We start from the raw sequence: 12,568 nt of genomic DNA, 5'->3' as shown, positions 1-12,568 counted from the left end.
AAAAAGCCGTTGCAAAGCGGTTTTTTGTTGCGTGTTTTGGGGTAATATAGTAGAATTATGGAGATATTAAATATTTTTTGGAGATTAATATGAAGAAAAAAATAATTATATTGTCAATGTGTCTGATATTAGGAATTTCTGGTCTTGGATACTATTTCTTATCTTATGTCCCCTACAGATCTGCTGTAACTAAGTTTGAAGATATAGTCAAAGATTTACAAGAAAAAAATAAAGAGGTTGAAAACCAACTAGCTGAGGCTGAGAAGGTAATTGATAGTGGCGAAGAGCCATTGGATTCAAAAAAATTAGAAGAATTAAAAAAAGCAATTGAAGATAGTCAGAATTCGCTTCTAAAAGTACCAGAAATGGAGAAATCAACTGCTAAGATTGAGGAGCAAATAGAAGAATTAAGCAAGCCAGTGGACTATAGTGAAACAATAAAGAATTTATCTGACAAACAGATTCTTTATCAAAATAGTATTCTTCAGCTAAAACAAATTACAAATCCATCTAATACTTTTGTTGAAGAAAGACTCAAAGAAATTTCTTCAATTACAGGAGTACAGTCTGTTACTGAAAATAACGATCCAAATAATAAATTGAATAAACAAGGTGGGTATACAGCGTCTGTATATTTTGTTGACAATCAAGTTACACATTCAGTAGAGGGATCTGATATTGTTCAGAAAGGAAATGATGCTGGTGGAAATGTAGAGGTGTATAAGACAAAAGAAGAAGCTGAGAAACGCAACACATATATTAGCGCATTTGATGGTACTGCTTTAAATCCTGGTTCACACTATGTTTATGGAACAGTTTTAATTCGTACATCACACTATTTAACAGGAACACAGCAGAAAGAGTTAACTGAAAAAATTTATAATAAACTGATTGAACTTAAATAATTTAAAAATTGGATAGCTATTAGTTTATTTAACTAATATACAGTCAAAAAGCCGTTGCAAAGCGGTTTTTTGTTATAATGAAGGGAAGAATGTTAGAAATTTAAGGAGAAAAATTTGATGAGATACATAACTCTTGGTCAAGATGATAAAGAATTATCAGAAATTGTTCTCGGAATGATGAGAATAAAAGATAAGTCTGTAAAAGAAGTTGAAGAGCTTGTAGAAACAGCACTTTCTGTTGGAATCAATGCTTTCGACTTGGCTGATATATATGGTCGTGGTCGTTGTGAAGAACTGTTAGGTCTTGTCCTAAAAAATCGTCCAGATTTAAGAGAAGAGATGTGGATTCAGTCAAAATGTGGAATTCGCATTGAAGAATTTACCTATTTTGATTTTTCTAAGGACCATATTATAAAATCAGTTGACGGAATTTTGCAAAGATTGAAGATTGATCATCTAGATAGCTTGCTTCTTCATCGACCAGATGCTTTGATGGAATCTGACCAAGTAGCAGAAGCCTTTGATCTCCTTTATAAACAAGGTAAGGTTCGAAATTTTGGAGTTTCTAATCAAAATCCTATGATGATGGAGTTGCTTAAAAAAGATGTTAAGCAGCCGTTAGCTGTTAATCAGCTACAATTGAGTGCGGCTTTTACTCCAGGATTCGAATCAGGGTTTCATGTTAATATGGAAGATAGTCAAGCAGCTATGCGAGATGGTAGCATTTTTGAATATTGCAAATTACACGATGTGGTCATTCAAGCATGGTCTGTCTTACAATTCGGGTATTTTAAAGGGAATTTTGTTGGAAATGAGAAATTTCAAGCTTTAAATCAAGTACTTGATCGTTTAGCTATTAAATATGGAGTAACCTCTTCAACTATTGCCATTTCTTGGATATTGCGTTATCCAGCAAAAATCCAGGCAGTCGTTGGTACAACAAATCCTAAGCACTTGAGAGAAGTTAGCCAAGCAACAAACTTTAGCTTACCAAGAAAAGAATGGTATGAAATTTATCTTGCTGCAGGGAATAATTTGCCTTAAGTAGAAGCAGATGTAAATAAATCACAGTCAAAAAGCCGTTTTAAAGCGGTTTTTTTGTTATAATGAAGGGAAGAATTATTGATTTTAAAGGAGAAAAACATGACATTTGAAGAGATCCTACCGGGGTTAAAGGCTAAGAAAAAATATGTACGAACTGGTTGGGGAGGTGCGGAAAACTATGTCCAACTTTTTGACACCATTGAACAAAACGGGGTTGCACTTGAAGTGACACCTTATTTCCTAATCAACGTGTCTGGAGAAGGAGAAGGTTTTTCCATGTGGAGTCCGACACCTTGTGATGTTTTGGCGACGGATTGGGTAGAAGTGTATGACTAAACGTGTACTCATTACAGGAGTGAGTTCAGGGATCGGCCTAGCTCAAGCTCGACTCTTTTTAGAGAAGGGTTATCAAGTTTATGGAGTTGACCAAGGTGAAAATCCACTCTTAGAGGGTGATTTTCACTTTTTACAGAGAGATTTGACCTTGGACTTGGAGCCTATTTTTGATTGGTGTCCTCAGGTTGATGTTTTGTGCAATACTGCTGGAGTTTTGGATGATTATAAACCACTTTTGGAACAAACAGCGCAGGAAATTCAAGAAATTTTTGAAATTAATTACATGACTCCTGTTGAGTTGACTCGCTATTATTTGACACAAATGTTGGAGAATAAAAAAGGGACCATTATCAATATGTGTTCCATCGCTTCTAGCTTAGCAGGTGGAGGTGGTCACGCCTATACTTCATCTAAGCATGCCTTGGCTGGCTTCACCAAGCAGTTGGCTCTAGACTATGCTGAAACTGGGATTCAGGTCTTTGGTATCGCTCCAGGAGCAGTCAAGACAGCTATGACCGCTGCAGATTTTGAGCCAGGTGGATTGGCTGACTGGGTTGCTAGTGAAACACCAATCAAGCGCTGGATCGAGCCAGAGGAAGTGGCAGAAGTCAGTCTCTTTTTGGCCAGTGGAAAGGCAGCTGCAATGCAGGGTCAAATTCTGACAATAGATGGTGGCTGGTCTTTGAAGTAGGAGGAGTTGGATGGATATTCAGAAAATCACAGAAGAAAATGCATCGCCAGTAGTCTTGAAAGTCAAAGCAGAATTATTAGGATTTCCAGAACTGGACAAGACTTCTTACATGAATTGGAAGGTGAATGATGAGAAAGCAACTTGCCCTTAGTGGCGAAAAACTTGATGAAAAAGTTTACCCACAACTATTTCATCATGTTGGCATGATTCGTGGGGAATATTTGTTGAGAGAGGTCAATCAAAATATACTATTACCAAGTTGTCAGCAATTTGTAAAAGATTATCTAGAGACTATCTGCTCCCTGTACTCAGATGAAGAAGTTTGGTATCGTTTTACTGAATTAACGAATACAGAAGCTAATTGTCTAAAGGGGACTAAAGAGTATTTTGATGAAAATCATCCCTTATTTGGATATAGAGGAACTAGGCGTTTGCTGGCGTGTCCGGATGAATTTCAAGCTGAGGCAAATGTCGTTACAGCAGTTTATCAAAACAATCCCAATCTATCTGTTATCTTTCCTTTTGTCAATGATGCTGAGCAGTTAAAGCAAGCTATTAGAGTATTGCGTGAACATGGTTTTACTGGGAAAGTTGGTACGATGATTGAATTATCGTCAGCGTATTTTGACTTGGATAGGATACTGGAAACGGGCATTTCAAAGATTGTAGTTGGAATGAATGATTTGACTTCTTTTGTTTTTGCCGCTGTTAGAAACAGTCAATGGCACGATATGGAAAATCCAATTATGTTAGATATGTTAATACAGATGCAGGATAAAGCAAGGATTAAAAATATTGACTTTGCTGTAGCAGGATATCTGAATGTTTCTTTCATACAAAAAATGAATCAGATGGATATCGAATGTATTCTCCATTACAGCTCTATTCCGGAGATTTTTGATTTAGAGATTGACCATGCAGATCATCTTAAACACATAAAAGAAGAAAGTAAAAAATTACAAAGGAGCACCCATGACCCCGCAAGAAATGTGGAACGCCTACAAGCAAATTAACCCCTATATAGGAGATGAAATCGATGCTTGGGCTTTTGGAGAGGAACCAGACCTTTTAGCGGATTTGGTTTTAAAAGGCGAAAAAACAGCAACAGCTTCAGCCTACGACCTCTATGCACTAGAAGCCGAGTCTCTTCCTCAAGAAGGAACTTTTGATGTCATTTTAGATAGTCAAAATCAGGCTGTCTGTATTGTTGAAATTACAAAGGTTTCTGTCCAGCCCTTCAATCAAGTTTCTGCTCAACATGCCTTTAAGGAAGGGGAAGGTGACAAATCCCTAGCCTATTGGCGTCAGGTTCATGAGGATTGTTTCGCCGAGTGGCTGAAAGAAGCAGGACTGACTTTTACACCTGAAAGCAAGGTTGTTTTAGAAGAATTTCGCAAGGTCTACCCACTGTAGATTGCTAGAAGGAAGAAAGTTTTGGAAATCGCCGTCCAATCCTTTTTTCTCAAGCAAAACATGATATAATAAGTTTGTTTGAAGAAGAGCTCTAGCTCTTAAACTTAGATAGGAGAAAACTATGCAAGCAGTTGAACATTTTATTAAGCAATTTGTTCCTGAACATTATGATTTATTTTTAGACTTGAGTCGTGAGACCAAGACTTTTTCAGGAAAGGTGACTATTACTGGTCAAGCACAGAGTGACCGTATTTCCCTTCACCAAAAAGACTTGGAAATCGCTTCTGTAGAAGTTGCAGGGGAAGCTCGTCTATTTACAGTTGATCATGACAATGAAGCCCTTCATATAGAATTAGCTGAGGCTGGTCAAGTTGAAGTGGTTATCGCTTTCTCAGGAAAAATCACAGACAACATGACAGGGATTTACCCTTCTTATTACACAGTTGATGGAGTCAAGAAGGAAGTCTTGTCTACTCAGTTCGAGAGCCATTTTGCGCGTGAAGCCTTCCCATGTGTGGATGAGCCTGAAGCTAAAGCAACTTTTGACCTCTCTCTACGTTTTGACCAATCAGAAGGTGAATTGGCCTTGTCTAACATGCCAGAAATCGATGTTGAAAAACGTAAGGAAACAGGCATCTGGAAGTTTGAGACAACACCTCGCATGTCTTCTTACTTGTTAGCCTTTGTAGCAGGTGATTTGCAAGGGGTAACGGCTAAAACTAAAAACGGTACCCTCGTAGGTGTCTACTCAACCAAAGCCCACCCACTATCAAACCTTGATTTCTCACTGGATATCGCTGTTCGCTCTATCGAGTTTTACGAAGATTACTATGGAGTTAAATACCCAATCCCTCAATCTCTCCACATCGCCCTTCCTGACTTCTCAGCTGGTGCTATGGAAAACTGGGGTCTTGTGACCTACCGTGAAGTTTACTTGGTTGTGGATGAAAACTCAACATTTGCTAGCCGTCAACAAGTTGCCCTAGTTGTGGCCCATGAATTGGCTCACCAATGGTTTGGGAACCTCGTTACTATGAAATGGTGGGATGACCTTTGGCTCAATGAAAGCTTTGCTAACATGATGGAGTACGTCTGTGTGGATGCTATTGAACCAAGCTGGAATATCTTTGAAGATTTCCAAACAGGTGGTGTTCCGTCTGCCTTGAAACGTGATGCGACGGATGGTGTTCAATCTGTTCACGTCGAAGTTAAACATCCAGATGAAATCAATACGCTCTTTGACGGAGCTATCGTCTATGCCAAAGGAAGTCGCCTCATGCATATGCTTCGTCGTTGGCTAGGTGATGCCGATTTTGCCAAAGGTTTGCATGACTACTTTGAAAAACATCAATACAGCAATACAATTGGTCGTGACCTTTGGGATGCTCTTGGTCAAGCGTCTGGACGTGATGTCGCAGCCTTCATGGATTCTTGGTTGGAACAACCTGGTTACCCAGTTCTCACTGTCAAAGTTGAAAATGATGTCTTGAAGATCTCACAAAAACAATTCTTTATCGGTGAGCACGAAGACAAGAACCGTCTCTGGGTTGTGCCACTAAACAGCAACTGGAAAGGCTTGCCTGATACACTCGAAACTGAAAGCATCGAAATCCCTGGCTACGCAGCTCTTCTTGCTGAAAATGAAGGAGCTCTTCGTCTCAACACTGAAAATACAGCTCACTACATTACAGACTATCAAGGAGACTTGTTAGATGCAGTTCTTGCAGACCTAGTTGAGCTTGATAACACAAGCAAACTGCAAATCGTCCAAGAACGTCGCTTGCTTGCTGAAGCGGGGCACATTTCTTATGCTAACTTGCTTCCAGTCCTTGATAAACTTGCCAAGGAAGAATCTTACCTTGTGGTTTCAGCCGTTTCTCAAGTGGTTTCTGCCCTTGAGCGCTTTATCGATGAAGGAACAGAAGCAGAAACAGCCTTCAAAGCACTAGTTGCTAAGTTGGCTCGTCACAACTATGACCGTCTTGGTTTTGAAGCTAAAGATGGAGAATCAGATGAGGATGAATTGGTTCGTCAGTTAGCCATTTCTATGATGATTCGCTCAAATGATGCAGAAGCTAGTCGAGTTGCTAGCCAAATCTTCGCAGCCCACAAGGAGAATCCTGCAGGACTCCCTGCAGCTATTCGTTCACAAGTTCTGATCAATGAGATGAAACATCATGAGACGAAAGACTTGTTAGCACTTTATCTTGATACTTATACTCACGCAACAGATGCTGTCTTTAAACGCCAGTTGGCAGCTGCTCTTGCTTACAGTACAGATGCGGACAATATCCAAACCTTGATTGCTGCTTGGAAGGACAAATTTGTGGTCAAACCACAAGACTTGTCTGCTTGGTACTTCCAGTTCTTAAGTCATCAAGCAACTCAGGAAACAGCATGGTCTTGGGCGCGTGAAAACTGGGCTTGGATTAAGGCAGCTCTTGGTGGGGATATGAGCTTTGATAGCTTTGTTATCCTTCCTGCTCATGTATTTAAGACAGAGCAACGCTTGGCAGAATACAAGGAGTTCTTTGAACCACAACTTTCTGACCTTGCTCTTAGCCGTAACATCGGTATGGGAATCAAGGAAATTGCAGCGCGTGTTGACTTGATTAACCGTGAAAAAGCTGCAGTGGAAGTAGTCATTCTTCAATACGGAAATGCATAAATAAGCCTAAAATAAAAAGAAAACTCAGCTATCTCATGTAAAATGTAGAGAGTTGAGTTTTTTTTAAGGCAAATTTGGTATAATGGTTTTATTAAGGAGGAGTTTCTCATGATAAAAATCTTATTGGTTGAGGATGACCTAGGCCTGTCAAATTCAGTATTTGACTTTTTAGACGATTTTGCGGATGTCATGCAGGTATTTGATGGGGAAGAAGGTCTCTACGAAGCTGAGAGTGGCGTCTATGACTTGATTTTGCTCGATTTGATGTTGCCTGAAAAAAATGGCTTCCAAGTCTTGAAAGAATTGCGTGAAAAGGGGATTACGACTCCAGTTCTGATCATGACTGCCAAGGAAAGTTTGGATGACAAGGGACATGGATTTGAACTGGGAGCAGATGATTATCTGACCAAACCTTTCTACCTAGAAGAACTCAAAATGAGAATTCAAGCCCTGCTCAAACGTTCAGGCAAGTTTAATGAAAACACCTTGACTTATGGAAATATTGTGGTTAATTTGTCAACAAATACCGTTAAGGTTGAAGATACTCCTGTCGAATTGCTGGGGAAAGAGTTTGATTTATTAGTCTATTTCCTTCAAAATCAAAATGTTATTTTGCCCAAGACTCAGATTTTTGATCGTCTATGGGGATTTGATAGTGACACAACGATTTCGGTTGTCGAAGTCTATGTTTCAAAAGTCCGTAAGAAATTAAAAGGAACCACTTTTGCAGAGAATTTGCAAACCTTGCGTAGTGTTGGGTATATTTTAAAAGATGTTCAGTAAACTAAAAAAACATGGTATGCGGATGACTTTAGTTATTTTATCCGCAACTTTGGTGTCTTCACTCTGATTTTCTCTACCATGACCTTGATTATTTTACAGGTCATGCACTCGAGTCTCTATACTTCGGTGGACGATACGCTACATGGTTTGAGTAATAATCCTCAGGCAGTTATTCAGCTGGCCGTAAATAGGGCAACAGAAGAGATTAAAGATTTAGAGAATGCCGCTACAGATGCTAGCAAGACGGAGATAAAACCCAATGTCAGTTCTAACACAGAAGTCATTCTCTTTGATAAGAATTTTACCCAACTCCTTTCTGGAAACCGATTTTTGGGCTTGGATAAGATTAAACTAGAGAAAAAAGAATTAGGCCATATCTATCAAATTCAGGTTTTTAATAGCTATGGACAGGAAGAAATCTATCGCATGATTTTGATGGAAACCAATATCAGTTCGGTTTCAACCAATATCAAGTATGCAGCTGTCTTGATTAATACCAGTCAGTTGGAGCAGGCCAGTCAAAAGCATGAGAAATTGATTGTGGTCGTGATGGCAAGTTTCTGGATTTTGTCTTTACTTGCCAGTCTCTATCTAGCTAGGGTCAGTGTTAGGCCCCTGCTTGAGAGCATGCAGAAGCAGCAGTCCTTTGTGGAAAATGCCAGTCATGAGTTACGAACTCCACTTGCAGTTTTGCAAAATCGCTTAGAGACCCTTTTCCGTAAGCCAGAAGCAACCATTATGGATGTGAGCGAAAGCATTGCCTCTAGTTTAGAAGAAGTCCGAAATATGCGGTTTTTGACAACGAACTTGTTGAATTTAGCTCGTAGAGATGATGGGATTAAGCCGGAACTTGCAGAAGTTCCAACCAGTTTTTTCAATACGACTTTCACAAACTATGAGATGATTGCCTCGGAGAACGACCGTGTCTTCCGTTTTGAAAATCGTATTCATCGAACGATTGTCACAGATCAACTTCTTTTGAAACAACTGATGACCATCCTATTTGATAATGCTATCAAATATACTGAGGAGGATGGTGAAATTGATTTTATGATTTCAGCGACTGATCGTAATCTTTATTTGTTAGTTTCTGACAATGGAGTCGGTATTTCAGCAGAAGATAAGAAGAAAATTTTTGATAGATTTTATCGAGTTGATAAGGCTAGAACCCGCCAAAAAGGTGGTTTTGGTTTAGGTTTATCCCTAGCCAAGCAAATTGTAGATGCCCTAAAAGGAACCATTACTGTTAAAGATAATAAACCGAAAGGAACAGTCTTTGAAGTGAAGATTGCCATCCACACACCATCTAAAAAGAAAAAATAAAAATATCGCTCCAGCTGGGGCGATATTTTGGATTTATCTTCTACGTTTTCGCTTGATAATAAATCGTTGAACTTTTAAGACAAGTAAGCTGGCTCCGATTGCTGCGGTAAAGGCAAGAGCAGTTGATAATTTTAATGCTAAAAAGATAAAACTAAAGATAGCAATACAGATACAAAAAACAGCGATATTAACAAAAAATAGGATTTCCTTGAGATTGGCATCAGATTGCGCTTCAGGTGTATAATCTTGATAGCGAGGAACCTGCTGGCTTAATTCTTCTTGATTGTCTACCTCATAGGATTGTAATTTTCTTACGGGCATTATTCTCTCCTTAACAGTACATACCTATTTTATCATTTTTTCAGCAGAGAATTATTACAGAAAGGTTACAAAAAGAATAAAGTACCTTTTCATTTTTAAAGAATAGCTGATTTTCCAGAAATATGGTATAATTTTTCTTATGGAAAAGATTATCATTACAGCAACTGCTGAAAGTATTGAACAAGTTAAACAACTGCTCGAAGTTGGCGTAGACCGTATCTATGTTGGTGAGAAAGATTTTGGCCTTCGTCTGCCAACAACCTTTAGTTATGACCAATTGCGTGAAATCGCTAAGTTGGTTCATGAAGCTGGTAAGGAATTGATTGTTGCAGTCAATGCCCTCATGCACCAAGATATGATGGATCGTATCAAGCCTTTCTTAGATTTCTTGGAAGAAATCAAGACAGACTACATTACGATTGGGGATGCAGGTGTCTTTTACGTAGTCAACCGCGATGGTTATTCCTTTAAGACTATCTACGATGCTTCGACTATGGTAACTAGCAGTCGTCAGATAAACTTCTGGGGACAAAAAGCTGGCGCATCTGAGGCTGTTTTGGCGCGTGAAATTCCATCAGCTGAACTTTTCAAAATGCCCGAGATTTTGGAAATTCCTGCTGAAGTTTTGGTTTACGGTGCTAGTGTCATCCATCATTCTAAACGTCCACTCTTGCAAAACTACTATAACTTTACACATATCGATGACGAAAAGACTCGCAAGCGTGACCTCTTCTTGGCTGAGCCAAGTGACCCAGAGAGCCACTATTCCATTTTTGAAGACAATCATGGTACCCATATCTTTGCCAATAACGACCTTGATTTGATGACCAAATTGACAGAATTGGTGGAGCATGGTTTTACCCATTGGAAACTAGAAGGGCTCTACACTCCTGGTCAGAACTTTGTTGAAATTACAAAACTCTTTATCCAAGCGCGTAGCTTGATTCAAGAGGGCAACTTTAGCCATGACCAAGCTTTCTTGCTGGATGAAGAAGTTCGTAAACTTCACCCTAAAAACCGTTTCCTTGATACAGGATTCTATGACTACGATCCTGATATGGTTAAATAGGACATCAAAACCCGAAATAAAAATGTTCGGGTTTTTCCAGTGTATCCATGAAATAAAAACGAATAGATGTTATAATAAAAGTAGCTCTTTAATGGAGGTGTTTGAGTGGAAAATCTGAAGAAAATGGCAGGTATCAAGGCTGCTGAGTTTGTCAAGGATGGGATGGTTGTCGGACTGGGAACGGGTTCTACTGCCTATTATTTTGTCGAAGAAATCGGTCGTCGTATTAAGGAAGAAGGCTTGAAGATTACAGCTGTAACGACTTCTAGTGTGACTAGTAAACAGGCTGAAGGGCTTAATATCCCACTCAAGTCTATTGACCAAGTAGACTTCGTCGATGTGACAGTCGACGGGGCGGATGAAGTGGATAGTCAGTTTAATGGAATCAAAGGTGGTGGTGGTGCCCTTCTGATGGAGAAGGTTGTAGCAACGCCCTCAAAAGAATACATTTGGGTGGTGGATGAAAGCAAGCTGGTAGAGAAACTAGGTGCTTTTAAATTGCCTGTGGAAGTGGTTCAATATGGTGCAGAGCAGGTTTTTCGTCGTTTTGAACGAGCTGGTTACAAACCAAGTTTCCGTGAAAAAGACGGTCAACGTTTTGTGACCGATATGCAGAACTTTATCATTGACCTTGCCTTGGATGTCATTGAAGATCCAATTGCTTTCGGACAAGAAATGGATCATGTTGTTGGTGTCGTGGAGCATGGCTTATTTAACCAAATGGTGGATAAGGTCATCGTTGCTGGACGAGATGGAGTTCAAATTTTAATTTCAACAAAAGAGAAATAAAAGGGGACATAAAATGTCAAAATTTAATCGTATTCATTTGGTAGTATTAGATTCTGTGGGAATCGGTGCGGCACCAGATGCCAATAACTTTGTTAATGCAGGAGTTCCAGATGGAGCTTCTGACACATTAGGACACATTTCAAAAGCAGTTGGTTTGAATGTCCCAAACATGGCTAAAATCGGTCTTGGAAATATTCCTCGTGAAACAGCATTGAAGACGGTGCCAGCAGAAAGCAATCCAACAGGTTATGCGACAAAATTAGAAGAAGTATCCCTTGGTAAGGATACTATGACTGGTCACTGGGAAATCATGGGTCTCAATATTACGGAGCCTTTCGATACTTTCTGGAATGGATTCCCAGAAGAAATCCTCACTAAAATCGAAGAATTTTCAGGACGCAAGGTCATTCGTGAAGCAAACAAACCTTACTCAGGAACGGCTGTTATCGATGATTTTGGACCACGTCAGATGGAAACAGGGGAGTTGATTATCTATACTTCAGCTGACCCAGTTCTTCAAATTGCTGCCCACGAAGATATCATTCCTTTGGATGAACTCTACCGTATCTGTGAATATGCTCGTTCGATTACCCTTGAACGTCCTGCCCTCCTTGGTCGCATCATTGCTCGCCCTTATGTAGGTGAACCAGGTAACTTCACTCGTACAGCAAACCGTCGTGATTTGGCTGTATCTCCATTTGCACCGACTGTTTTGGATAAATTGAACGAAGCAGGTATTGATACATACGCTGTTGGTAAAATCAACGATATCTTTAACGGCGCTGGTATCAACCATGACATGGGTCACAATAAATCAAATAGCCATGGAATAGATACACTTTTGAAGACTATGGGACTTGCTGAGTTTGAAAAAGGATTCTCCTTCACAAACTTGGTGGACTTTGACGCCCTTTACGGCCACCGTCGTGATGCTCATGGTTACCGTGATTGCTTGCATGAGTTTGATGAACGCTTGCCTGAAATTATCGCAGCCATGAGGGAGAACGACCTTCTCTTGATTACTGCGGACCATGGAAATGACCCAACCTATGCAGGAACAGACCACACTCGTGAATATATTCCATTGTTGGCCTATAGCCCTGCCTTTAAAGGAAATGGTGTCATTCCAGTAGGACATTTTGCAGATATCTCAGCGACAGTTGCGGATAACTTTGGTGTTGAAACTGCCATGATTGGGGAAAGTTTCTTAGATAAATTGGTATAAG

14 protein-coding genes are annotated in these 12,568 nt (G+C 39.7%); 13 read left to right on the top strand and 1 reads right to left on the bottom strand.

Annotation, left to right across the window (positions count from 1 at the left end; translation table 11 throughout):
• Positions 1 to 89: 89 nt before the first annotated feature.
• The 10 genes from SK578_RS07100 (at position 90) to ciaH (ending at position 9,163) form a co-directional block, all read left to right on the top strand.
• Positions 90 to 905, top strand: coding sequence for a hypothetical protein (locus SK578_RS07100; protein ID WP_042751326.1), 816 nt, complete (start codon positions 90 to 92; stop codon positions 903 to 905).
• 117 nt (positions 906 to 1,022) lie between these two features.
• Positions 1,023 to 1,949 (top strand): aldo/keto reductase, encoded by a 927-nt coding sequence (locus SK578_RS07095; protein WP_042751325.1) that lies wholly within the window; start codon positions 1,023 to 1,025, stop codon positions 1,947 to 1,949.
• Positions 1,950 to 2,048: 99 nt separating this feature from the next.
• Positions 2,049 to 2,285 carry a DUF2829 domain-containing protein gene (locus SK578_RS07090; protein WP_033684947.1) on the top strand — a complete coding sequence of 79 codons (237 nt, stop codon included), beginning with the start codon at positions 2,049 to 2,051 and terminating at the stop codon, positions 2,283 to 2,285.
• Positions 2,278 to 2,976, top strand: coding sequence for a 3-oxoacyl-ACP reductase (locus SK578_RS07085; protein ID WP_042751324.1), 699 nt, complete (start codon positions 2,278 to 2,280; stop codon positions 2,974 to 2,976). The genes SK578_RS07090 and SK578_RS07085 overlap by 8 nt, the downstream gene beginning before the upstream one ends.
• Positions 2,977 to 2,986: 10 nt before the next feature.
• Complete coding sequence (locus tag SK578_RS11060; RefSeq protein ID WP_200872078.1) at positions 2,987 to 3,127, top strand: hypothetical protein; 141 nt, start codon at positions 2,987 to 2,989, stop codon at positions 3,125 to 3,127.
• Complete coding sequence (locus SK578_RS07080) at positions 3,105 to 3,989, top strand: putative PEP-binding protein (RefSeq protein WP_042751323.1); 885 nt, start codon at positions 3,105 to 3,107, stop codon at positions 3,987 to 3,989. The genes SK578_RS11060 and SK578_RS07080 overlap by 23 nt, the downstream gene beginning before the upstream one ends.
• Positions 3,949 to 4,389 (top strand): ASCH domain-containing protein, encoded by a 441-nt coding sequence (locus tag SK578_RS07075; RefSeq protein ID WP_042751322.1) that lies wholly within the window; start codon positions 3,949 to 3,951, stop codon positions 4,387 to 4,389. The genes SK578_RS07080 and SK578_RS07075 overlap by 41 nt, the downstream gene beginning before the upstream one ends.
• 121 nt (positions 4,390 to 4,510) lie before the next feature.
• Entirely contained in the window at positions 4,511 to 7,057 is a 2,547-nt protein-coding gene (locus SK578_RS07070; protein ID WP_042751321.1) for a M1 family metallopeptidase, read from the top strand.
• Between the two features lie 108 nt (positions 7,058 to 7,165).
• On the top strand, positions 7,166 to 7,840 hold the full coding sequence (ciaR, locus tag SK578_RS07065; protein ID WP_000590639.1) for a two-component system response regulator CiaR: 675 nt from the start codon (positions 7,166 to 7,168) through the stop codon (positions 7,838 to 7,840).
• A gap of 39 nt (positions 7,841 to 7,879) precedes the next feature.
• Positions 7,880 to 9,163 carry a two-component system sensor histidine kinase CiaH gene (ciaH, locus tag SK578_RS07060; protein WP_050491250.1) on the top strand — a complete coding sequence of 428 codons (1,284 nt, stop codon included), beginning with the start codon at positions 7,880 to 7,882 and terminating at the stop codon, positions 9,161 to 9,163.
• Positions 9,164 to 9,196: 33 nt separating this feature from the next.
• On the opposite strand, the gene SK578_RS07055 is transcribed toward ciaH, so the two are convergent.
• Positions 9,197 to 9,484, bottom strand: coding sequence for a DUF3270 domain-containing protein (locus SK578_RS07055; protein WP_042751319.1), 288 nt, complete (start codon positions 9,482 to 9,484; stop codon positions 9,197 to 9,199).
• A gap of 139 nt (positions 9,485 to 9,623) precedes the next feature.
• Here SK578_RS07055 and SK578_RS07050 point away from each other — a divergent pair, with 139 nt between their 5' ends.
• The 3 genes from SK578_RS07050 to SK578_RS07040 all read left to right on the top strand — a co-directional run bounded on the left by SK578_RS07050 (position 9,624) and on the right by SK578_RS07040 (position 12,567).
• The gene (locus SK578_RS07050) at positions 9,624 to 10,553 is read left to right on the top strand and encodes a peptidase U32 family protein (RefSeq protein ID WP_042751318.1); all 930 of its coding nucleotides are present in this window, start codon (positions 9,624 to 9,626) and stop codon (positions 10,551 to 10,553) included.
• A 105-nt stretch (positions 10,554 to 10,658) separates the two neighbouring features.
• Positions 10,659 to 11,342 (top strand): ribose-5-phosphate isomerase RpiA, encoded by a 684-nt coding sequence (rpiA, locus tag SK578_RS07045; protein WP_042751317.1) that lies wholly within the window; start codon positions 10,659 to 10,661, stop codon positions 11,340 to 11,342.
• A gap of 13 nt (positions 11,343 to 11,355) precedes the next feature.
• Positions 11,356 to 12,567 carry a phosphopentomutase gene (locus SK578_RS07040; RefSeq protein ID WP_042751316.1) on the top strand — a complete coding sequence of 404 codons (1,212 nt, stop codon included), beginning with the start codon at positions 11,356 to 11,358 and terminating at the stop codon, positions 12,565 to 12,567.
• Position 12,568: the final 1 nt, after the last annotated feature.

Source organism: Streptococcus mitis, from assembly GCF_000722755.1.
Classification (GTDB): Bacteria; Bacillota; Bacilli; order Lactobacillales; family Streptococcaceae; genus Streptococcus; species Streptococcus mitis_CM.
Note: the sequence above shows the minus strand (reverse complement) of the source record. Positions and strands in the feature narration are given on the sequence as shown.

Bases quoted from the DNA above. Each gene is read 5' to 3' on its own strand.
- SK578_RS07100 (WP_042751326.1), top strand. From the start codon at position 90: ATGAAGAAAAAAATAATTATATTGTCAATGTGTCTGATATTAGGAATT.
- SK578_RS07095 (WP_042751325.1), top strand. From the start codon at position 1,023: ATGAGATACATAACTCTTGGTCAAGATGATAAAGAATTATCAGAAATT.
- SK578_RS07090 (WP_033684947.1), top strand. From the start codon at position 2,049: ATGACATTTGAAGAGATCCTACCGGGGTTAAAGGCTAAGAAAAAATAT.
- SK578_RS07085 (WP_042751324.1), top strand. From the start codon at position 2,278: ATGACTAAACGTGTACTCATTACAGGAGTGAGTTCAGGGATCGGCCTA.
- SK578_RS11060 (WP_200872078.1), top strand. From the start codon at position 2,987: ATGGATATTCAGAAAATCACAGAAGAAAATGCATCGCCAGTAGTCTTG.
- SK578_RS07080 (WP_042751323.1), top strand. From the start codon at position 3,105: ATGAGAAAGCAACTTGCCCTTAGTGGCGAAAAACTTGATGAAAAAGTT.
- SK578_RS07075 (WP_042751322.1), top strand. From the start codon at position 3,949: ATGACCCCGCAAGAAATGTGGAACGCCTACAAGCAAATTAACCCCTAT.
- SK578_RS07070 (WP_042751321.1), top strand. From the start codon at position 4,511: ATGCAAGCAGTTGAACATTTTATTAAGCAATTTGTTCCTGAACATTAT.
- ciaR (WP_000590639.1), top strand. From the start codon at position 7,166: ATGATAAAAATCTTATTGGTTGAGGATGACCTAGGCCTGTCAAATTCA.
- SK578_RS07055 (WP_042751319.1), bottom strand. From the start codon at position 9,484: ATGCCCGTAAGAAAATTACAATCCTATGAGGTAGACAATCAAGAAGAA.
- SK578_RS07050 (WP_042751318.1), top strand. From the start codon at position 9,624: ATGGAAAAGATTATCATTACAGCAACTGCTGAAAGTATTGAACAAGTT.
- SK578_RS07040 (WP_042751316.1), top strand. From the start codon at position 11,356: ATGTCAAAATTTAATCGTATTCATTTGGTAGTATTAGATTCTGTGGGA.